This window comes from Burkholderia sp. AU31624, assembly GCF_020420065.1.
GTDB lineage: Bacteria > Pseudomonadota > Gammaproteobacteria > Burkholderiales > Burkholderiaceae > Burkholderia.
In genome coordinates this window covers 94,936-116,914 of the sequence record NZ_JAIZRT010000008.1, presented here as the reverse complement: position 1 = coordinate 116,914, position 21,979 = coordinate 94,936, and the positions used below count along the sequence as shown (strand labels likewise).

Annotated in this window: 16 protein-coding genes; 10 read left to right on the top strand and 6 right to left on the bottom strand. The window is 67.1% G+C overall.

The window, feature by feature from the left end:
- Positions 1-16 precede the first annotated feature (16 nt).
- The 4 genes from polX to LGM89_RS27540 form a co-directional block, all read right to left on the bottom strand.
- Positions 17-1,786, bottom strand: a complete 1,770-nt coding sequence (gene polX / locus LGM89_RS27555) for a DNA polymerase/3'-5' exonuclease PolX (RefSeq protein ID WP_226274576.1) — start codon at positions 1,784-1,786, stop codon at positions 17-19.
- Positions 1,787-1,939: 153 nt separating this feature from the next.
- Positions 1,940-2,332: a TraR/DksA family transcriptional regulator gene (locus tag LGM89_RS27550; protein ID WP_089458062.1), complete on the bottom strand. Its 393-nt coding sequence runs from the start codon at positions 2,330-2,332 to the stop codon at positions 1,940-1,942.
- 384 nt (positions 2,333-2,716) lie between these two features.
- Positions 2,717-4,132 carry an undecaprenyl-phosphate glucose phosphotransferase gene (locus LGM89_RS27545; protein WP_226274575.1) on the bottom strand — a complete coding sequence of 472 codons (1,416 nt, stop codon included), beginning with the start codon at positions 4,130-4,132 and terminating at the stop codon, positions 2,717-2,719.
- A 2-nt stretch (positions 4,133-4,134) separates the two neighbouring features.
- Positions 4,135-4,923 (bottom strand): Crp/Fnr family transcriptional regulator, encoded by a 789-nt coding sequence (locus tag LGM89_RS27540; RefSeq protein ID WP_089497114.1) that lies wholly within the window; start codon positions 4,921-4,923, stop codon positions 4,135-4,137.
- A 922-nt stretch (positions 4,924-5,845) separates the two neighbouring features.
- On the opposite strand from LGM89_RS27540, the gene LGM89_RS27535 reads away from it, so the two are divergent.
- The 6 genes from LGM89_RS27535 (at position 5,846) to LGM89_RS27510 (ending at position 12,770) form a co-directional block, all read left to right on the top strand.
- A complete protein-coding gene (locus LGM89_RS27535; protein WP_179254903.1) occupies positions 5,846-6,628 on the top strand; it encodes a Crp/Fnr family transcriptional regulator in 783 nt (260 codons plus the stop codon).
- A 179-nt stretch (positions 6,629-6,807) separates the two neighbouring features.
- Positions 6,808-7,059 carry an acyl carrier protein gene (locus tag LGM89_RS27530; RefSeq protein WP_089497115.1) on the top strand — a complete coding sequence of 84 codons (252 nt, stop codon included), beginning with the start codon at positions 6,808-6,810 and terminating at the stop codon, positions 7,057-7,059.
- Complete coding sequence (locus LGM89_RS27525; protein WP_089497116.1) at positions 7,056-8,252, top strand: acyl-CoA dehydrogenase family protein; 1,197 nt, start codon at positions 7,056-7,058, stop codon at positions 8,250-8,252. The genes LGM89_RS27530 and LGM89_RS27525 overlap by 4 nt, the downstream gene beginning before the upstream one ends.
- The gene (locus tag LGM89_RS27520) at positions 8,249-9,223 is read left to right on the top strand and encodes an amino acid--[acyl-carrier-protein] ligase (RefSeq protein ID WP_226274574.1); all 975 of its coding nucleotides are present in this window, start codon (positions 8,249-8,251) and stop codon (positions 9,221-9,223) included. The genes LGM89_RS27525 and LGM89_RS27520 overlap by 4 nt, the downstream gene beginning before the upstream one ends.
- The gene (locus LGM89_RS27515; RefSeq protein ID WP_226274573.1) at positions 9,220-10,287 is read left to right on the top strand and encodes a DUF1839 family protein; all 1,068 of its coding nucleotides are present in this window, start codon (positions 9,220-9,222) and stop codon (positions 10,285-10,287) included. The genes LGM89_RS27520 and LGM89_RS27515 overlap by 4 nt, the downstream gene beginning before the upstream one ends.
- A 29-nt stretch (positions 10,288-10,316) precedes the next feature.
- The gene (locus LGM89_RS27510) at positions 10,317-12,770 is read left to right on the top strand and encodes a glycosyl hydrolase 2 galactose-binding domain-containing protein (RefSeq protein WP_264172671.1); all 2,454 of its coding nucleotides are present in this window, start codon (positions 10,317-10,319) and stop codon (positions 12,768-12,770) included.
- A 40-nt stretch (positions 12,771-12,810) separates the two neighbouring features.
- Here LGM89_RS27510 and LGM89_RS27505 read toward each other — a convergent pair whose 3' ends face one another.
- Positions 12,811-14,202, bottom strand: a complete 1,392-nt coding sequence (locus LGM89_RS27505) for a sigma-54 dependent transcriptional regulator (protein WP_179243726.1) — start codon at positions 14,200-14,202, stop codon at positions 12,811-12,813.
- Between the two features lie 1,224 nt (positions 14,203-15,426).
- On the opposite strand from LGM89_RS27505, the gene LGM89_RS27500 reads away from it, so the two are divergent.
- Positions 15,427-16,005, top strand: coding sequence for a drug:proton antiporter (locus tag LGM89_RS27500; RefSeq protein ID WP_089498145.1), 579 nt, complete (start codon positions 15,427-15,429; stop codon positions 16,003-16,005).
- Positions 16,002-17,576: a mannose-1-phosphate guanylyltransferase/mannose-6-phosphate isomerase gene (locus tag LGM89_RS27495; protein WP_089497119.1), complete on the top strand. Its 1,575-nt coding sequence runs from the start codon at positions 16,002-16,004 to the stop codon at positions 17,574-17,576. Before LGM89_RS27500 ends, LGM89_RS27495 begins: the two co-directional genes overlap by 4 nt.
- A 107-nt stretch (positions 17,577-17,683) precedes the next feature.
- On the opposite strand, the gene LGM89_RS27490 is transcribed toward LGM89_RS27495, so the two are convergent.
- The gene (locus LGM89_RS27490) at positions 17,684-18,976 is read right to left on the bottom strand and encodes a right-handed parallel beta-helix repeat-containing protein (RefSeq protein WP_226274724.1); all 1,293 of its coding nucleotides are present in this window, start codon (positions 18,974-18,976) and stop codon (positions 17,684-17,686) included.
- A 355-nt stretch (positions 18,977-19,331) separates the two neighbouring features.
- Between LGM89_RS27490 and LGM89_RS27485 the strand changes: the two genes are divergently transcribed.
- A complete protein-coding gene (locus LGM89_RS27485) occupies positions 19,332-20,381 on the top strand; it encodes a glycosyltransferase family 2 protein (RefSeq protein ID WP_226274571.1) in 1,050 nt (349 codons plus the stop codon).
- 438 nt (positions 20,382-20,819) lie between these two features.
- Entirely contained in the window at positions 20,820-21,968 is a 1,149-nt protein-coding gene (locus LGM89_RS27480) for a glycosyltransferase (RefSeq protein WP_226274723.1), read from the top strand.
- Positions 21,969-21,979: the final 11 nt, after the last annotated feature.

Here is a 21,979-nt window from a genome sequence, read left to right as displayed (position 1 = left end):
GCGCCGGCGGCTGCGTTCACGCGCCCTTCGCGCCGCCGCTGCGCTTCGACGCGCCGCCCGCTCCCATCGTGCGTGCCAGCAGCGGCCTCAATTGCGCGAGCGTGCGCGTGTTGAGCACGTCGGGCCGCGTGAGCCAGCCCCGTCGCGCCTCATCGACGCCGTACGCAAGATGGTCGAGTTCGTCCGGGCTGCACGCATCCGAGCCAATCGCCACGGGCACGCCGGCCTTCGCGGCCTCGCGGCACCAGACGTCCGGCAGGTCGAGCCGCCGCGGCTGCGCATCGAGTTCGACGAAGCAACCGCGCGCCGCGGCGTGCGCGATCACGCGCGGCACGTCGAGTTCGCAAGCATCGCGCTCGCCGAGCACGCGGCCCGTCGGGTGCGCGAGAATCGAGAAATACGGATGGTCCATCGCGCGCAGCATGCGCGCGGTCTGTGCGTCGCGCGACAGCTCGAAGCCGTCGCGTACCGCGCCGACCACGAGATCGAGCCGGCCGAGCATCGCATCGGGCACATCGAGGCTGCCATCCTCGCGAATGCCGGCCTCAACGCCCTTGAGCAGCACGAGATCGTCGAACGACGCGTTGAGACGATCGATCTCGTCGAGCTGCCGGGCAAGCCAGTCGAAGTCGCTGCGGCTGCCGCCGGCCTGCGGCGCCCGGTCGGTGATGGCCAGGTACGCGAACCCGCGTGCGCGGGCCGCATCGGCCATCGCACGCAGGCTGTCGCGGCCGGCCGACGCGTCGGTATGCGCGTGCAGGTCGCCGCGCACGTGCTTGCGCTCGACCAGTGCCGGCAGCGTGCCCGCGCGAGCGGCCTCGATCTCGCCGCGATCCTCGCGCAACTCGGGCGGCACGTCGTGCAACCCGATCGCCGCATAGACCGACGCCTCGGTCGCGCCGGCAATCCGTTCGTCGCCGCGAAACACGCCGTACTCGTTGATCTTCAGCCCGCCGGCCTGCGCGATCCTGCGCAACGCGATGTTGTGCGCCTTCGATCCCGTGAAATAGACGAGCGCCGCGCCGAACGCATCGGCATCGACGACGCGCAGGTCGACCTGCAACCCGCCGGCGAGCACGACGCTCGACTTCGTCTTGCCGTGCGCGAGCACGCGCACGACCTCGCCATAGGCGACGAACGCGTCGGCGACGGCCACCGGATCACGTGCGGTGACGAGGATGTCGAGATCGCCGACCGTCTCGCGGCGGCGGCGAAAGCTGCCGGCCGGCACGGCCTTGCCGACGCCCGCGATCGCGCGCAGGCGTTCGAGCAGCGGCTGCAGCGCGTGCGTCGCATCCGGCAGCAGGAAACGTTGAGGTTCGCGTTTCAGCCGGTCGTCGATCGCTTCGAGCAGATGCGCTTCGGTTTTCGCGCCGAAGCCCGGCAACTCGCGCACGTGCCCGCTCTTCGCTTCCGCGCGAAGCTGCTCGAGCGAATCGACGTGCAGTGCGTCATGGAGCGCCTTCACGCGCTTCGCGCCGAGCCCCGGCACGTCGAGCAGCTCGACGATCGCGCCCGGCAGCGCGTGACGCAGCGTTTGCTGCAGTTCGCAGGTGCCGGTCGCGGCAATCTCGCGCAGCTTCGACGCGAGATCGGGCCCGATCGACGGAATCTTCCCGAGATCGTCGCCGTTCGCGATCATCGTCGGGATATCGCGCCCGTAGTCGGCAATCGTCCGTGCTGCGTTGCGATAGGCACGCACCCGGAACGGATTGGCGCCCTGGATTTCGAGCATGTCGGCGATCTCGGCGAACACGGTCGCACACTCGGCATTGTGGATCGGCATGATCGGCGTGGCTCCCTTCCACGTGGATGGCGCCGCGCATACGCGACGGCGTCTGCCCGCCCGGCGCCGCATGCTGACGCCGCCGGGCGCCCGTTCATCATCGTACGCCGGCCGCGCCGCGTGCGCGGCGCCGTGATGGCGACGATGTCGGCGTCAGAGGGAGGCGCGCGGCGTGGTGGCGTAGTGCCGCTCGTAGATCGACTGGCAATGCGTGCAGCGTTCGGCGGCCGGGCGCGCCAGCAGGCGCTCGTAGCCGACCGAGCCGTCGCAGTCAATGCACTCGCCGTAGCTGCCGTCACGCATCCGCTGCTGGGCGCGGCCGATCGCGCGCAGCTCGGTCAGTTTCATGCCGATCAACGCATGATCGACGTCGACGAACAGATCCGCATTGGCCTCGTCGCCCTCGTCCGGCGCCGCGCCGGCGAGGTCTGCGTAGGATTCCGACGCACGCTGGTCTTCGCTGGCGCGGATCTCCGCACGCAACGTCTGCTCGCTCTCGTTCAGCCGCTGTTTCAGCGTCTGCCGTTGTTGTGGGTCGAGCGCCATGGCCGTCTCTCCTGTTCCGGGTTCCGCGCGGCGCATGGCGGCGCGCGGTGTCGCACCGGTGCACGGCGAGCCGGCGTCACCGCCTGCCACCGTGTCCGGATGTGCACCCGACGACACGAAGCGCCGGACGCATTCGACGCAGGATAAACCCATTGAACACGCGTGTGTTGACCGGAATCAGCGTGCCGGTCAGGCAGCGGCAGCCGTGCGGAAACTGGGGCCGGACGCGTAATCCGGACCTGCGGTGCACGCTCGGACGCTCGCCGGCACGACCGCAGCGCAGCAAATTCCGGCACGACCACAACACTTCGGCCGCGCGCACGAACCGGCATGACTCTGTCGGGACGATCGCTCGCGCGGCGCCTCCTCAATCATTCGTGATCCTCAGAATGCATTGCGTCCGATGAAGCCGCGCACGACCGTCAGCAGGATGATCTTCATGTCGAACCAGAAGCTCCAGTGCTGCATGTAGAACAGATCGAACTTCACACGTGCCTCCATCGCCTCGACTTTGCGCGTTTCACCGCGATAGCCGTTCACCTGGGCCCATCCGGTGATGCCGGGCCGCACGCGGTAGCGATACATGTAGCAGTCGATCAATTGTCGATAGAGGTCGTCGTGTTCGATCGCGTGCGGGCGCGGGCCGACCACCGACATCTGCCCGAACAGCACGTTGAAGAACTGCGGCAGTTCATCGAGCGACGTACGTCGCAGGAACGCGCCGACGCGCGTGATGCGCGAATCGTTGCGCGACGCCTGCCGCAGCACGCCCGGCTGGGCGCGATGCACGCGCATCGTCCGGAACTTGAGAATGTCGAACTCCCGGCCGTCGACACCCTTGCGGCGCTGCCTGAACAACACGGGCCCCGGCGACGACAGCTTGACCGCGATCGCCAGCAGCGACAGCAGCGGCAGCAACGGAATCAGCACGCCGAATGCGAACAGCCGGTCGAACGCGAACTTCGCCCACAGCTCCGGCGCCGAACGCGGCGTGGTCGCGAGGTTGATGGCCGGCATGCCGAGCACGTCGGTCGCCGAGCGATCGACCACCGCCATCTGCCGCACGTCGGGCAACAGCCGCAGTTCCACGAACTCGTCGCGCAACTCGCGGACGATGCGCTGGATCCGCCACTCGTGCGACATCGGCAGCGTGAGCCAGACCTCGTCGATGTCGCCGCCGCGAATCAGGTCGCGCAACGCGTTCCAGTCGTCGATCACCGGCACGCCACCGATGCCGCCGGAGGCAGCCTGGGCATCGTCGTCGAATACACACGCCGCCACGAAAGGCCCCTGCGGCGCCAGCTGCATCCGCTCGACCGCGACACGCCCGTACGCCGTTGCGCCGACCACCGCGACGCGGCGCTGCCGCGCGCGCGGGTCGTCACGCGTCAGCGCAAGCGCCAGCAGCGCGGCGCGGCCGAGCAGCAACGCAACGTCGCCGGCCAGCACCGTGCGCACGATCCAGGGTGTCGTGATCGTGCCGCCGCGATTCATGATCCACATCGCGGCGGTCACCGTCAGCACGCTCGCGCAGACGAGCGCCACGATCGTCTGCGTCAGTGCATGCGTGCCGCCTTGCGGCGCCATGCCGCCACGCACCGTGCGCAGATAGCGCGGCAGCAAGGCCACGGTCAGCACGCACAGCAGCGCAATCGCGCCGCGCTGCGCGTCGGACAGCTCGCGCCACGCAAGGCCCGATGCCGCCTGCGCGGCAAGCGCGCCTGTCAGCACGAGCACGGCGTCGGTAACTGCGATCACAGAACGCCGCAGCGAATTCGTCCCACCGGACTTCGATAGCATCGTCACGCACCATGTGCCGGGAACCCGCGATGCGCGTCCGGCATGCGGGGCCGAACCGGTGTCGGTGTCGGCCTCGCCGTCCCGCGCGTGCCGAGCAGCCTGCGATAGTCCGCGCGAATCAGGTTGTAGCATTCGCACGCGTGATGTTCGAGGCCGTCGCGGTCGAGCACCGTGATGCGGCCGCGGCGCTGCCGGATCAGCCCGGCTTCCTGCAGGTTGCCTGCCGCTTCCGTCACGCCTTCGCGCCGCACGCCGAGCATGTTCGCGATCGTCTGCTGCGTGACGGCCAGTTCGTCGCCGTCGATGCGGTCATGTGCAAGCAGCAGCCAGCGGCTGAGCTGCTCGCTGACCGAATGATGCCGGTTGCACAGCGCGCTGCGCGAGATCTGTGCCATCGCCGCCTGGCAGTAGTTGAGCAGCAGCCGGTAGGTTTCCGGCGAGCGCTCGAATTCGGCACGCACCACGCAGCTCGGCACGCGATAGGCCATCCCGCCGATGCGGACCTCGACCCGTTGCGACGCCGCGGCGCCACCGACCATCGTCGCCAGCCCGACCACGCCTTCGCGGCCGACCTGTGCCACCTCGACCATCGCACCGTCCTCCATCAAATGCTGCACCGACATCATCGACGTCGTCGGGAAATGCACGTGGCGCATCGGCTCGCCGACCCGGTCGAGCATCCCGGCCTTGATCCTGACCAGTTCGAGATGCGGTGCGATGGTGCGGATGCTGTCCTCGGGGAGGGCATCGAGGATGGCATTCGCCGAGTAGCTCGAGTGAAGATGAAGCATGTCTGTATCCCTTTTATCGTCCGCACCGCCTGCAGCCGCGTGCACGGAATTCGTTATCGCGATGCGCGCCCGGACGTTGACTGGAGTTGCGGCCACAACCCTGATTCCAACCGACCATCGGCTTCTCGCCGCCGGATCGAGTCGACCGTCCCGTTTCAACGCGCCAGCCCGAATAAGCGATTTACGTGCCAAACCATGCCCGTCCTTAATATATGAATCACGCCGGAATTAGATCGACCGAATTACCGGCAAAAAGACAAAAAAAGCGTCTCATTTCCGGACACTCTTCCCGGCGGCGGACACTGCGCGCCATTTGACTGATCAATTCCCTCGCGTTGACCCAAGGCCGGTGCGACCGGGCTACCTGGCTTGCCGCTCATATACTTACAGTCGATTTTCAATTGTTTCCGTGATGTACCGGACACCGCTCCGCTGCGGCACCACGCCTCACACGGTCGTTTGAAACTGTCTCAAATCTGAATCGACGCACTAATTTTCCGCTTTGTACGCCACCGCACACTCCGTCGTCAAACCATTGATTTCCATGAGTAATATTGCTGGAACCATTTATTTGTCAAAGAGTGTTCAATGCCCGACAACCAGTTTCGTTACACGACGCACATCGCCGAAGAATTGATTCCCGGTTGACATCGAATGAATGACAGGCGCCCCATTCCATTTCCGGATGATTAATTCCACCGTAATGATTCACTAAAACCGGATAACGTCTGCAGCCGGTCTAAATCGTCAAACTTTGTGAAATGACGCAATATGCAATTGATCGATTTCAATGGCGTGCTAGCCTTTTTGCCAGTATCGTCACTCCATTTTTGACGAACACAAGTCCGCACGATCGTGCGAATTCCCCATTCCCGGGATATCGCCGCGACGACGCGTGACCGCCACCCTACGAGGATGCGCCGTGACTCACCAGGCCCCTGACGCCGTCGCGTACGCGAACGGCATGATCGAGCTTTCCCACAGCTTCGACGCGAACCGCTTTCTCGCGGCCATCGACCGCGACGAACTCGCGACGCTGGCCCCGCACCTTCAACTCGTCCACCTGAAATCGGGGCAAGTGCTCTGCGAGCCCGGCGAAATGCTCACCGCGGTCTACCTGCCCGTCACGACCGCGATTTCGCTGCAGTACGTGTCGTCCGGCGGCATGACGCTGGAAGTCGCGGAGATCGGCAGCGAGAGCGTGGTGTGCGACGACGTGATCGGCGGCAGCGGCCGGATGCCCTGTCGCGCCGTGGCCTGCCGCGACGGTTTCGTCTACCGGCTCGACCGGCGCATGTTCGCCGCGGCGTTCGACGCCTCGCCGGTGATCCGTCATCTCGTGTTCATCTGCGTGCGGCTGCTGATGGCGCAGGTCTCGCAGATCACGTTCTGCAGCCGTCATCACGTGCTCAAACATCAGTTATGCAGATGGTTCCTGCTCGCGTACGACCGGACCCGCAGCATCGAGATCCAGGTGACGCACAGCATGCTGGCGCAGATGCTCGGCGTGCGGCGCGAAACGGTCACCGATGCCGCGGGCGAAATCCAGAAGCTGGGCCTGATCCGGCAGTACCGGAGCTCGATCGAGCTCGCCGATCTCGCCGGCCTCGAAAAAATGTCGTGCGGCTGCCGCGCGATCGTGCGCGACGAGATGAAGCGCATCCTGTCGGCCGATTCGGGCGTGCCGGCCGCGTCGCGCGCCTGATCGGCATGCCGCATCGGGCGTCGCTGTCGCGCCGCCTGCCTGCCGGGTCAGCCGTTTGTAGGGTGGCGAACAGAACGCCGTGTCTGCCAATGGTCTACTGATGCCGGACTGCCGGGGGGACGTCAGCGCGTGTCGCGCGTCTGCCCGAGCGGACGACACCACGCACGCCGGAGCAGCACGTGAAAAAAGAAATCAGAACCATCCTGAAACACGTCGCCCATCTCGAAGCCGCGATCGATTCGATCGGCGACGGGGACGACCTCTACGAAGCGGGCCTTTCGTCACTCGACACGATCCAGCTGATGCTCGCGATCGAGAAGCAATTCAACATCGAGATTCCCGACGAGATGCTGAACCGCAACCTGTTCCGCAGCATTGACGCGCTCGCGGACACGATCACCACGCTGCAACGCACCGAGCATTCGGCATGAGCGCGCTGCTTCCCGAACTCGCGAGCGACAGCGATACGCGTCGGCTCGACGAGGCCGCGCATGCCGTCGCGCAGATCGCCGCGCAGCACGCGGACGCGGTCGACCGCGACGCGCGCTGCCCCGTCGAGGCGATCGAGGCGATGCGCGCGCGCCGCCTGCTCGGCGCGATGGTGCCGACCCATCTCGGCGGCGCGGGTGCGTCGCTGGAAGACATCGCGTCGGCCTGCTCGATTCTCGGCCAGGCCTGCGCCTCGTCGGCGATGGTGTTCGCGATGCACCAGATCCAGGTCGCCTGCATCGTCGATCATGCCGCCGACCAAGGCTGGCACAAGCTGTTCCTGCAGCAGCTCGTGCGCCACCAGTGGCTGCTCGCATCGGCCACGTCGGAAGACGGCGTCGGCGGCAACCTGCGCGCGAGCCAATGCGCGCTCGAAGCCAGCGGTGGCGAGTTCCGGCTGCGCAAATCGGCGCCGACGATCTCGTATGGCGACTACGCGGACGGCATCCTCGCGACCGCACGACGCGATGCGGACGCGCCGGCTTCCGAGCAGGTACTCGTTACGCTGCTGCGCGACGGCTACACGCTCACGCGCCGCGGCGAATGGGACACGCTCGGGATGCGCGGCACCTGCAGCAACGGCTTCGAGCTCGATGCGCAAGGCGCCGCCGTCCAGTGCCTGCCGGTGCCGTTCGCGACGATCGCCGAGGAGACGATGGTGCCGGTGTCCCACATCCTGTGGGCCGCGGTCTGGATCGGCGTGGCCGGCGATGCATTCCATCGCGCGCACCAGTTCTTCCGCGCGCAGGCACGCCAGACCGACGGCGCGCCGTCGCCCGCGTCGCGACGCATCGCCGAATCGCTCGCGCTGATGCAGGCGATGCAGGCCCGCGTCGACACCGTGCTGCGCCTTCATGCGAATCCGGCATCACGCTCGTGGTCGGCCGGCATGGCCCGGGCCGCCGAGATCAACACGCTGAAGACCTACGTGTCGACGACCGCGCTGGAAGTCGCGCACCAGGCCATGATGATCTGCGGGATGGCCGGCTACAAGCAGGGCACGCCGTTCAGCATCGGCCGCCACATTCGCGACCTGCATGCGGCGCCGCTGATGATCAGCAACGACCGCATTGCCGTCAACACCTCGAACCTGCTGCTCGCGCTGCGTCCTGCGACGCTGGAGAAACATACGTGAACGATCGCCTTGCCGTGCCCTCCGCCGCCTCCGCTCCCGCCGATGCACCGATCGACCGCGCGGGCGTCAACCCGCTGCGCGACGCACTGATCGACGCGGGCCTGCTGGTCTCGACCGGCATCCAGGGCCTGTTCGGCCGCAGCGAACGGTTCGAGCGCGTCGTCGAAGCGCTCGACGCGTTCGTCACGCGCCTCGGCGCCGACCAGCAGGCCGAAGTGCTGCGCTTCCCGCCGGCGATGAGCCGCACCGAGTTCGAGCGCAGCGAATACATGAAGAGCTTTCCGCAACTCGCGGGCAGCGTGCACGCGTTCTGCGGCGACGAACACCAGCACCAGCGCGTACTGCAGTGCCTCGATCGCGGCGACGACTGGACGGAAAGCCAGAAGCCGACCTACGTCGTGATGACGCCCGCCGCGTGCTACCCGGTCTACCCCGTCGTCGCCCGCGCGGGTGCGCTGCCGGCGGACGGCCGGATCGTCGACGTTTTCTCGTACTGCTTCCGTCACGAGCCGTCGCTCGACCCGACCCGCATGCAGTTGTTCCGGATGCGCGAGTACGTGCGGATCGGCACGCCCGAGCAGATCGTGGCGTTCCGCGAGACCTGGATCGAACGCGGTACGCGGATGATCGACGCGCTGCGCCTGCCCAACGCGATCGACCTCGCGAACGATCCGTTCTTCGGGCGCGGCGGCAAGATCGTCGCGAACAGCCAGCGCGAGCAGAACCTGAAGTTCGAGCTGCTGATCCCGATCGAGCACGACGATCGCCAGACCGCGTGCCTGAGCTTCAACTACCACATGGATCATTTCGGGCTGCTGTGGGATATCCGCACCGCGACGGGCGACGTCGCGCACACGGGCTGCGTCGGCTTCGGCCTCGAACGGCTCACGCTCGCGCTGTTCCGCCATCACGGCTTCGACATCGAGGCGTGGCCGCGCGAAGTCCGCGACGTGCTGTGGGGCACGCCATGAGATTCGTGTCCCGCGACGGCGAACACGCGTCGTTCGAGGATGTGCGCCACCGCGCGCGCCACTACCGGCCGCATCCGCTGCATAGCCAGGAGATGGTCTGGAAGCAGACCAACTGCTACGTCGACATGTGGCTCGAGGTGCTCCGGTGGTGGGGCTTCAATCCATACGCGGCGCTGCCGTTTACGATCGCGCTCGATTTCGAGGGCGACCAGTTCACGTTCTTCAAGTTTCCGCACGACGAACTGGAGCGGCTGTACGGCATCGTCGTGCAGGAGCACTCGATCTACGAACCGCTCGACCAGCACATCGAGACGCAGGTTGCGCGCGGCCACCTGATGATCGTCGAGGTCGACGCGTGGTTCCTGCCCGATACGCGCGGCAGCAGCTACCGCACGCAGCACACGAAGACGACGATCGGCATCGATGCGATCGACCGCGCGAAGCGCCAGATCGGCTACTTCCACAACAGCGGCTATTACGTGGCCGAGGATTTCGACTACAACGGGCTCGTCGGCGACAGCTCGCCGATGACGCTGCCGCCTTACGTGGAATGCGCGAAGCGGCGGTTTGCGCCGCTCGACGAACGTGAGCTGTGCGAAACGTCGCTCGCCGCGCTGCAGCGCCACCTGCGGCGCCTGCCGGTCGTCAACCCGATCGCCGCGTTCCGGCGGCAGTTGCAGACCGATGCGCGAACGCTCGCCGATTCGCCGCTCGAGCATTTCCACGCGTACTCGTTCAACTCGGTGCGCCAGCTCGGCGCGAATTTCGAGCTGTTCGGCCATTACGCGCGCTGGCTGCAGGCCAGCGGTTGCGTCGGGCCGTTCGCCGAGATCCGCGCCGCGTGCGACCGCATCGCATCCGAAGCGATGGTGCTCGAATTCCGGCTCGCACGCGCGTGCGCGCGCGGCAAGGAGGAGCGCGGCGACTCGACGCTCGAGGCGATCGAGGCCGCCTACGCGGACGTCGTCGCGTGCGCGCGGCAGATCTGCGCGCCGTTGCGGCACGTGAAGCCCGTGCGCAGCGAGTCCAGCGACATCGCGGCGCCCGTGCCGGCCATGCGGTGACGCGCGCGCGCGCCCTGCCCGCGTGGTCGATGCTGGCGACGGCCGCAGGCGCCGTGCGAGAACCGCGCGACCTCCCGGTCGACGGCGGCGACTGGATCACAGCGCCGGTGCCCGGCACGGTCGCGCAGGCGCTCGCGGTGGCCGGCCGGCTCGACGAAGCTGCATCGCTCGACGAGCGCGACCACTGGTACCGCGTCGAGCTGCGCGGGCGCGGGCCGCGCATCCTGCGCTTTCACGGCCTCGCCACGCTCGCGCAAGCGTGGCTCGACGACACGCCGATCCTCCGCTCCGACAGCATGTTCGTCACGCATGACGTGCCCGTGTCGCTCAACGGCACCCACCGGCTGACCCTCTGTTTCCGCGCACTCGCGCCGCACCTGCGCGACGCACGCGCACCGCGCCGTGCGCGCTGGCGCACGCGGCTCGCCGAGCCGGCCGGGCTGCGCACGATCCGCACGTCGCTGTTCGGGCACATGCCGGGCTGGTTTCCGCCGTATGTGCCCACCGGCCCGTGGCGGCCCGTCGACGTGCTCGATCCGGCCGACGGGCCGGTTCTGGCCGACTGCAAGCTGCAGGCGCGCGTCGAAGGCGACACGGGCTGGCTCGATGCGGAACTGACGTTCGCCGCGCCGCTGCCCGATACGTTCGCAGCGCGGCTGTCGTGCGGCGAACATCATGCGACGCTCGAACGTGACGGCGCCGACCGGCTGCGTACGCACGTCGCAATACCGAACGTGCGTCGCTGGTGGCCGCATACGCACGGCGAACCGGCGCTCTACGACGTTGTGCTGCATATCGGCGATGCGCGCCGGCCGCTCGGCTCGACCGGTTTCCGCACGATCGAGATCGATTCCGGCGCCGACGGCAAGGGTTTCGGACTGCGCATCAACGGCGTGCCCGTGTTCGCGCGCGGCGCATGCTGGAGCAGCGCCGCGCCGCTCGCGCTACACACGGACGACGCGACCTACGGCCGCCTGCTCGGGCTCGCACGCGACGCCGGCTTCAACATGATCCGCGTCGGCGGCACGATGACCTACGAGGCCGACGCGTTCCACGCGGGGTGTGACCGGCTCGGGCTGCTGGTCTGGCAGGACTTCGGTTTCGCGAACTTCGATTACGCGCTCGACGATCCGGCGTTCGCGGCCAACGTCGATCGCGAAGCGACCCAGTTCCTGTCGCGTCACGGCGCTTCGCCGTCGCTGGCGGTGCTGTGCGGCGGCAGCGAGATCGCGCAACAGGCCGCGATGTCGGGGCTCGGGCCGAAGCAGCGCTTCCTCGAACTGACGGCCGACCGGCTGGCCGGCCACGCGGCCGCGCTCCGTCCCGATGTCCCGTACGTGCCCGATTCGCCCGACGGCGGCGTACTGCCGTTCACGCCGCGCGAACGCGTGTCGCACTACTACGGCGTCGGTGCGTACCTGCGTCCGCTCGACGACGCGCGACGCGCGGACGTGCGCTTTGCGAGCGAATGCCTCGCGTTCGCGAACGTGCCGTGCGACGCGACACTCGCCGGACTCGGCTGGCCCGGCGTGCACGAGCCGCGGTGGAAAGCGGCCGTGCCGCGCGACCCCGGCACGTCGTGGGATTTCGACGATGTCCGCGACCACTATCTGCAGACGCTGTACGACGTCGTGCCCGACCGGCTGCGGCGCGAGGATCCGGCGCGCTACTTCGAGCTGTCGCGCGCGGTGATCGCTGACCTGATGCGCGAGACGTTTTCCGAATGGCGCCGCACCGGCTCGCGCTGCGCCGGCGCGCTCGTCTGGCAGTTCCAGGACGTGATGCCGGGCGCCGGATGGGGCGTGATCGACGCCGCCCACCGGCCGAAATCGGCATGGTATGCGCTGCGTCAGGTGCTGCAGCCGATCCAGGTGCTCCTCATCGACGAAGGGCTGAACGGGCTCGACGTGCACGTCGTCAACGAGCGCCCGGCGCCGCTGTCGGCGTCAATCGAGCTGGTCGCGCTGCGCGACGGCCGTACGCCGGTCGCGCGGGCCGGCTGCCCGGTGCGGATCGCCGCGCACGACACGGTGCGGCTCGGCTCGGCCGAGTTGCTCGGCCGCTTCTTCGACTGGACCTATGCATACCGTTTTGGCCCGTGCGAACACGATACGGTCGTCGCGACCCTGCGGGCCGACGACGGCGCGCTGCTGTCGCAGGCGTTCCATTTTGTGTCGCGCACGCATCCGGCCGTGCTGGCACGTCGCGAACTCGGGATCGAGGCATGCGTGTCGCGCACCGGCGAGACCTGGCACGTCGACGTCGACACGCGACACGTCGCGCGCCATGTGCAGATCGACGCGCCGGGTTTCATGCCAGGCGACGACTGGTTCCATCTCGCGCCCGGCACGCCGGCGCGCATCGCGCTCGTTCCATTGCGCATCGACGGGAAGCCTGTGGCGGGCGGCGACAATGTCCCGCCCGCGGTGGAAATCCGCGCCGTGAACGCCGCGCGCGCGGTGCGAGCCACGCAGGCCGGTTGACACGACGCTCGCGGCCCCGCGAGCGTCGTGCCGCCCTGTATCAATCGGACGAGCCCGTCCCGCGCGGCCGCTCGATACCGTACGCCTCCATCCAGCGATACAGTGTCGCGCGCGACACGCCGAGTTCGCGCGCCGAAGCGGCAACGCGCCCGCGCGTTCGCAGCAACGCGGTTTCGATCGCCTCGCGCTCGATCGACTTGCGGATGTCGGCCACCGACGGCGACGCCGCATCGAGACAGTATTCGAGCTCGAGGTCACGCGCGGTGATCAGGCGCCCCTCCGTCATCACGACCGCACGGCGCACGCGGTTGATCAGTTCGCGGACATTGCCCGGCCAGTCGTGCTTGTAGAGCGCGGTAATCGCATCCGTCGAGAACCCGCGCACGCGATGGCGCGCATCGCCGCGGAAGCGTTCGAGCATGTGGTGCGCGAGCAGTTCGATGTCCTTGCCGCGCGCGCGCAACGGCGGCTGGTCGATGCGCATCACGCACAGACGGTGGAACAGGTCGGCGCGAAAGCGTCCTTCTTCCATCGCATCGCGCAGGTCGACGTGCGTCGCCGACACGATCCTGACATCCACCGGCACCGGCTCGCTGCCGCCAAGACGGTGAATCGAGCGTTCCTGCAGAAACCGCAGCAGGCTCGCCTGGCTCTCGTGCGGCAGGTCGCCGATCTCGTCGAGCAGCAGCGTGCCGCCGTTCGCGGCTTCGACGTAGCCGATCTTGCGCGCGTTCGCGCCGGTAAACGCACCGCGCTCATAGCCGAACAGTTCCGATTGCAGCAGATGCGGCGGAATCGCGCCGCAGTTGACCGCGACGAACGGGCCGTTGCGCCGCGCTGAATGGCGATGGATCGCGACGGCCGTGAGTTCCTTGCCGGTTCCCGTTTCGCCGAACACGAACACCGGCGCGTCGGTGCGGGCGAAACGACGCACCGTATCGAACAGCCGCAGCATCGCGCTGCAGGTGCCGACGATGCCCTTTTCCTCCGATTCGAGCTGTTCGCGATCGCGCGCGAACAGGCATTCCATGCCGTAGGCATGGCCGACCGTATCGGCGATCCGCTGATGCGACGCCGGCAACGTCACGTAGTCGAAGCAGTAGTCGCGCAACAGCGCGCGCACGTTCGGCGAGGTGGTCTGACCGACATCCACGAGCGCCACCCAGACGACATCGCGCATCGACGCGCAGGTCGACGCGATGCTGCCGATCGCATCGGCATGGCCGCCGCTCAGGTCGAGAATGCCGCAGGTAATTTCGCCGGACGTGTCGCGCAACTCGCTCGCATGCGCGACGACCGACACCTTCCAGTCGCGGCGCGACAATTCCTTTCGCAGCATCACGGACGGCGATTGCGTCCAGTAAATCAGCGGACGCTGCCCGTTACTGCTCCCCACGCCGGCGCTCTTATCGCGCGTTATTGGCATATTCATAACAAACCATCATTTTCTGCACTCCGCGAACCGTTCGCGTGCGCGGCGGCAGGCGGCGCATGGCCGCCTTTCCGCGCTGCGTTTCCGCAGCCTTGGCGAAGATCGAAACTGCACACGGCGAGAACCCCCGGAGATCGAGCCGGATATCATCCCGTCTCGTTGTCATCGAACTCGAACGGAACACGCGGCTACGGGAGCCACGACATTCCGGCTTTGAAGCAACCCGCCGCCAGGCGGGGCACGTCGGCAAACAAAAGCCGTCCGCATGGGCATCGCGTCGTACACGACAATCGCGCCGATGCTGAACCGGAGGGCCGCCAAACCGCGCCCGGATTGACTGCCCCATTTCATCGCACCTGAATTTACACCCCGTTTCGGGCCGGTTTTGTTAGCAAAAGATAAACCTGAATCAAGCCGTTACGGCGCCGGCCGTTCCGCACCGCCCCCTTTTTGAACACTGAGATTTGATTATCTATGACCTTTCCCGTCAATCAGTGGCAAATACTACTTTTCCGCAAGATTGATACCGTCGATTACCCGTAATTTCCGTCGAAATCTCGTCAAAGTGGCGGCACCGTGTCCCTCGCACCACATAATCGCGCGCGCCCCCGGATAACCCCATCCCATTGCGCCGGCGCGAGGGCCGTCCCACCGTTACACGTCGTAATCACGCCGTAATCAACGGTATCGCGCCTGCTGGCGCTTTTCGCGCGAATCGCCGTCGACGAGTTTGAAATACGCGGGGCCGGCACGCGCGTCTCGCGGCGCAGCATGATGGCCATTCCCACGCGACCGGACACCCCCGCGGTTCGACCGGATGCAGGCCCAACGGTAGGTCGCGGCGGCCGTCCACGCATGCGGTCGGCAGCTTGCCGACGATACGGTACGCGAGCGGCCCGTCGGCGGCACGCGCAATCCTCGGTCCCGCGCCCCGCTGCCTCGTTCGCGTGCGATGCTGGCCAGTCGCACTTCATTGCAGCCCGCCACGATGAATCAATTATGAAAAGGCAGCGGCCCCGACGATGTGTGCTGTCGCACATTGCGACGCTCGCTTGTCGCGCACACCGCCCCATAGCGCGCGCCGGACTTGCGAATCCGGAGCGTGAGTACGCTTTCGAACAGACCGCCGGAGCGCGCATCCGGATGATGAAGATCGCCACGCCGTACGGAACGATCGCGTTCGTGCAGCGCGGCATGCCGAAGGCATCACGCGAGGACAGCATCATGGAATGGCATTGTTGTGAATTCGAACATCTGAGCGCCGTCGATCTCTATGCAATCCTGCGCGCGCGCAACGCCGTGCTGGTGGTCGAAGACGCCCACACGCATCTCGACATCGACGGCAAGGACGCGGGCGCGCTGCACGTCTATGCGAGCGCGAGCGACGGCGACACGACGGAAGTCGCCGCCTACGCGCGCATCCTGCCCGGCGACGACATCGATCCGGACGTCATGATCGACAAGGTGCTGACGAGCGAAAGCTGCCGCGACGACGAGACGCTCGAGCGTTTGATCGAGCGCGCACTCACCGCTGCGCAGGCCGCATGGCCGGACACCGCGGTGCGCATGCACGTCCCCGCGCCGCGTCAGGCGTTCTACAAACGGTTCGGATTCCGCAAGGCCTACGGTCCGTATCTCGAACTAGGGGCGCCGTTCGTCGGCCTGATCCGGCCGGCCGACCGTACGGCCGGTGCGCTGCGTCACCTGCTGTCGCGCGCCGTTTCGTTCTCGCGCGACGACGATACGCGCGCCGACGGCCGCCCTCACACCCGGCTGCCCGCCGATACCGGAGCGAACCGATGACCCGCGCCCTTCACCCGGTTCCCGAACCCGATCTGCCGAATATCCTGCCGGTGATTCTCGCCGGCGGTTCCGGCACGCGGCTGTGGCCGCTGTCGCGCGAGCAGTATCCGAAGCAGCTGATCGAGCTGGTCTCGAACGAGTCGCCGCTGTCGGCGACGGCGCGCCGCCTGAACGGCATCGCGAACGCGTCGCTCGGCGACACGCTGCTACTCGTATGCGGCGAACAACATCGCTTCATGAGCGCCGAGCAGGTACACGGCCGCTCGGCGCCTGCCCGCATCCTGCTGGAGCCCACGGCGCGCAACACGGCGCCCGCGCTGACGCTGGCCGCGCTCGATGCGAACGCGCTCGCGAACGATCCTGTCCTCGCCGTGATGCCGGCCGATCACGTGATCGCGGATGTCGCCGCGTTCCAGGACGCGGTCGCACGCGCGGCGCGTTATGCGCAGGAAGGCGCGATCGTCACGCTTGGCGTGCTGCCGCGTCGCGCTGAGACGGGCTACGGCTACATCCAGGTCGGCGAGCCGCGCTCGGGCCGCCACGGCAGCCACGGCGGCTACGCGATCGGACGCTTCGTCGAAAAACCCGATGCGACGCTCGCCGAGCGCTACCTGCAATCGGGCGATTACTGGTGGAACAGCGGAATCTTCGTCACGCGCGCCTCGGTCTGGCTGAAAGCGATCGGCGCACTCGCGCCGGACATCCATGCCGCTTGCGACAGCGCGTGGCGCGCGGGCGTCGCCGACGATCCGTTTTTCCGGGTCGATGCGGCCGCCTTCGATGCGTGCCCATCGGATTCGATCGACTATGCGGTGATGGAGCGCCTCGCGGAACACACCGAACTCGGCATCGAAGGCATTGTGGTGCCGCTCGCGGCCGGCTGGTCGGACGTCGGCACGTGGGACGCGATCTGGGAAATCATGCCGAAGGACGATCACGGCAACGTCGCGCGCGGCTCGATCGTCTTCGAGGATACGCAGGACAGCCTCGTGCGTTCGGAAGGCCGCCTCGTCGCGTGCGTCGGGATGAAGGACGTCGTCGTGATCGAGACGGCCGATGCCGTGCTGGTCGCGAACAAGCACGACGTGCAGCGCGTGAAGAACATCGTCGCGCGCCTGAAGAGCGACCGGCGCCCGCAGGTGAGCGAGCACCGCAAGGTGCAGCGGCCGTGGGGCCATTACGATTCGATCGATCTCGGCGAGCGCTTCCAGGTGAAGCGGATTGTGGTCGAACCCGGCAAGCAGCTGTCGCTGCAGATGCACTATCACCGCGCCGAGCACTGGATCGTCGTGCGCGGCACCGCGAAGGTGACGCGCGGCACCGAGACGTTCCTGCTGTGCGAGAACGAATCGACCTACATCGCCGTCGGCGAAGTGCATCGGCTCGAGAATCCCGGCCGGATTCCGCTCGAAATCATCGAGGTTCAATCGGGCAACTATCTCGGCGAGGACGATATCGTGCGGTTCGAGGATCAGTACGGGCGGGCAGTCGTCGGGACCGCGCCGCCGCACCCGTCGCTCGCCTCCCGCGAACCGGACGAGGAAGCCGCGGAACGCGACGTCATCCGGTAAGTGCATGCGGATTGCGACGGCGTGTGCGACGCCAACACCCGCCGCCGCGCGAACAACGGGCGGCCGCCTGTTCTTCGCCTGGCGCCGCCGGCCCACGCAACGCATGATCAGTGGAGGCCGCCTTGCGGCCAGCGCGGCCGCCTGAGGGACTCGCGCACGCGCGGCAACACCGACGTGTCCGCGCCGATCGCGCCGCCTGCCGCCGAGAGCGGCTGAAGCGCGGCGCCCGCACATGGCGTGCCCTTCGCCTGCTGTGCCGATGCCCCCACCTGCCGGCCGGCCGCGCAATCGTGCGCACGGTCGATCCGGACCGGCATTCCGCCGATCCCCGACAGTTGATTGTCCGCGAGCCGCACGCCCGACACGTTTCCCCACAGGCGAATGCCGTCGAATCGCGCATGCGACACGCGATTGCCGATCACGGTCACGCGCGACACCGAACCCGACCACGTGCTGACCTCGATCGCCGCCTGCTGCGTGACCGGGCGAGCATCGGCCCGATCCGTCGCCGTCTGGATATCCGCGATCGAATTACCCTCGATGCGGATGTCGGACGAGCCGGCAGTGCGATTGCTGTCTTCCTGGGCGACCAGAATGCCGGAGCTCACCTGTACGTTGCGCACGACGTTGTTCGAGATGGTGACTTCCGCACCGCCGACCACCGTGATGCCCCGCCCCCACGGATTGCCCTCCAGCGAGTTGCCGGTAATCAGCACGTTGCGCGTCAGCACGCCTTCCGCCTGATAACTCACCACGGCGATCATGTCGTCGCCGGTGCCGCGCACGACGTTGCCCTGCACCAGCACGTTGCGCGAGCCGTGCGTCATGTGAATACCGTCCGCCAGCGTCGACAGCACCTCGTTGCCGACGATCGCGACGTCCGCGCCGCCGAACACGAAGATCCCGCCTCCCGCGCCGCCGTCGATGACGTTGTCGAGCACCTGCACACCGCGCCCCGTCACCTCGACCTTCGACGACTCCGGCGTCGTGAGGCGTGTCGTGCCGGTTCCGGTGAGCCGGAAGCCGACGAGCGTCGTACCGTCCCCGCTCATCTCGATCGTCTGGTCGCCGGGAGTGGTCGCGATAAGCGTCGCGCCGTAGCCCGACAACACCACATGCCGCTGCCGCACGACCAGCGACCGGCCGACCACATACCGGCCCGGCGCGAACACCAGTCGCTGGCCCGGCTGCAACGCGTCCAGCGCATGTTGCAGCATGTCGGCCTGATCGGCCGCGTCCGCAGCGGGACGAACGACCGCATCCGGTACAGTCGCATGAAGCGCACCAGGCGCGGACGTGCCGGATGCCGCCGCGGCACCGCCCGGCCCCGCCAGCCCGCCTGCCGCACACATGGCGGCGAGCGCTGCGCGCGCGAGAAACGTGCCACGTGATCTACGCATATCGAGTCGACTCCCTGGAATGACTTCGAACGTGCCGGCCCGCGCATCCGAATCGCTGCGTGCCGACCGAGTTGTCCTCCGACGATACCGTCGATTGGACCATTCGAACCCGCCGCGCTTCAGTGCGTCAACAGACCAATACATCCTGCCCGCGCGGCGTATCGGGTATCCGGCTTGCCGTTGACGCTTCATCGCGCTTTCGCTGAAGCGGATCGCGGAACGGTAGGCTCGCGAACCGAATGCCGATCGACGACGCGTATCATGGCCGCCATGCGATGCGACCGTGCTCCGGGGCACCGCACCCTGCGCGCCGGACACCCGGATCGTCCGCACTTCGCTCGTCCGGAATCCGTTCATGACCACCCTGACCATCGCAATCTGCAACTACAACCACGGCGCGTACCTGCGCGATGCGATCGATTCGGCGCTCGCACAAAGCGCGCCCGGCATCCGCGTGCTGGTCGTCGACGACGGTTCCACCGACGATTCGCGCGACATCATTCGCTCGTACGGCGAGCGCGTGACGGCGGTGTTCCAGGAGAATCGCGGTCAGGTCGCCGCATACAACCGCGCGATCGAGCATCTCACGACGCGCTACGTGATCCTGCTCGACGCCGACGACCTGCTCTATGCCGACGCCGCGGCCCGCGTGCTGGCCGCGTTCGCATCCGGCGACTTCGTGAAGGTGCATTTCCGGCTCGACGTGATCGCGCGGGACGGTGCGGTGACCGGGGCCAGCGTACCGCAGTCGGCCGTCGACACCGATTGCGGCCGCCTGTTGCGCGCGGGCTGGCTGTACCCGTCGCCGCCCGCATCGGGCAACGCGTATCGGGTCGACGCGCTCAAGCGCATCTTTCCGGTGCCTGTCACCCCGGACAATCTACACGGTGCGGATTTCTACGCGATCTACGGTATCGCGTTGCTCGGCAACGTGCACATGATCGATGCGACGCTCGGCGGCTATCGCGTCCACCAGCAGCCAGGGACGCGCCCGTCCGTCGACACGCCGGCGCTTGCGCTCACCAATTCGGAAGACGCCGCGACAGGCGCGCTGAAAGCCGAACGCCGGTGGGCGACGCTGCGCATGCTCGCCGCCACGCGGCTGCACGAAGCATTGCCGATCGCGCCGCTCGACTTCGCGATCGAGAAGGCCCGCTTCGCCAGCACGCTCTATCACGCCCCGCTCGTGCGGCGCTGGCGCTGGTTCCTGTGCGAATCAGGACGCTACTGGCAAACCGTGCTGCGCAACCCGTTCTGGGGCGTTGCCAAGAAAGCGGCCGTAGCCGGGCTGTCGCTCGCATGCTTGCTGCCGTCGGCAACGCTCAGCAACCGCGCGATTCGCTATATCTCCAATCCGCTCGCGCGCGTGCGGAAGTCATCCGGCCATCACGCCGACGCGCGATAGCGTCGCCGAATCGCGCATTCGGTAAGCCATCGCACCCAGTGGGTCGCGCATGCGCTGCACAATGATCCGGACCAGTGGATTCACGCGCACTGACCGGACTTCGTCGTTGTCCCGGCTCCAGTCGTCGTAGTCGAACGCCGGTTTCGATGTTCGGAGGCATCGCGCCTGCACGTATGTCGCGGTATGGATTCCTCACGCTGCATCGTGTCCGGCGCCCTGCGGCAACGTCGACTCGGCATTTCATCGGCGGAAACCGTCACGCTGCCTCGTCGGCGCCAACCAGCGACTGTGACAGCAGGATCCAATGGCCGCGACTGCCATGCATTTATCAATCAGGAATGCATAGTTTCACGAACCGGATATCGAGACCGCAAGATTCGCCGGCGACTCATCGTCACGACGTGCGATGAATCTGCGAGCGAATCGCTGGACCCACAGATGACCCAACAAAAGATCGTTCATATCGCCGAAGCATTCGGTGGCGGCGTGCTTTCGATGCTGACCCATCTCGCCAACCATGCCGCAGCGACCGGCGTCGACGTGACGGTTCTGCACTCGATCCGACCGGAAACCCCGACCGATTTTTCGACGCTGTTCTTGCCCGGCGTGAAGCTCGTGTACGTCGACATGGCGCGCGAGGTGAGCGTCAAACAGGATCTGCGGAGCGTGCGTGCGCTGGTCCGGAGCCTGCGCGACTGCAAGCCGACCGCGATTCATCTGCACTCGTCGAAGGCCGGCGTGCTGGGGCGAATCGCCGCCCGGATCGCTGCCCCGAACGCGAAGGTGCTCTACTCGCCGCACGGACTCTCGTTCCTGCGTCGCGACGTATCGCGCATGAAGCAGTACGCCTATCTGAGCTTCGAACGCATCGCGGCGCACATCGGCGGCACCATCGTCGCGTGCTCGGGCAGCGAGCTCGCCGAGATCAGGGGAAAGGTCCGCGCGAAATCGACGGTCCTGGTGGAAAACGGTGTCGATGTGGCGGAGATCCCGCCGCGTCGAATGCGCGACGATCGCAAGGTCGTCATCGGGATGAGCGGTCGGGCGTCGTACCAGAAGAATCATCAGGCATTCGTGCGACTCGCCGACATGCTGCACGACGCGGACGTCGAGTTTCTCTGGATCGGCGGCAACGCGGCCGAGATTCCGGATCCCGCCCAGCGCGGAGCCGTCGTCTGCAGCGGCTGGATACCCCGCGCACGTGCGCTCGCGCTGACATCGGAACTGGACATCTACGTCCAGACTTCCCGCTGGGAAGGCATGCCGGTCGCGCTGATCGAAGCGCAGGTCGCCGGCATACCGGCCGTGGTGACGGACGTCGTGGGCAATCGCGACGTGGTGATTCACGGCGTGACCGGCTACGTCGCGTCGAACGCCGCCGAGATGGCCACGTATCTGACGACGCTGCGCGACGACCGGCAGCTTCGCGAGCAAATGGGCGCGGCAGCCCGAAAACGGGCGATTCAGCGGTTTTCGATGAACGCGATTTTCCGGCAGTGGAATGCGCTCTACGGACTGGATACCGAGGAGCCGCGTGTCGACACGCGCGACTTCAAGCCGGTCGCACCGGATCACGTCAAAGCCTGATTCCGAATTCG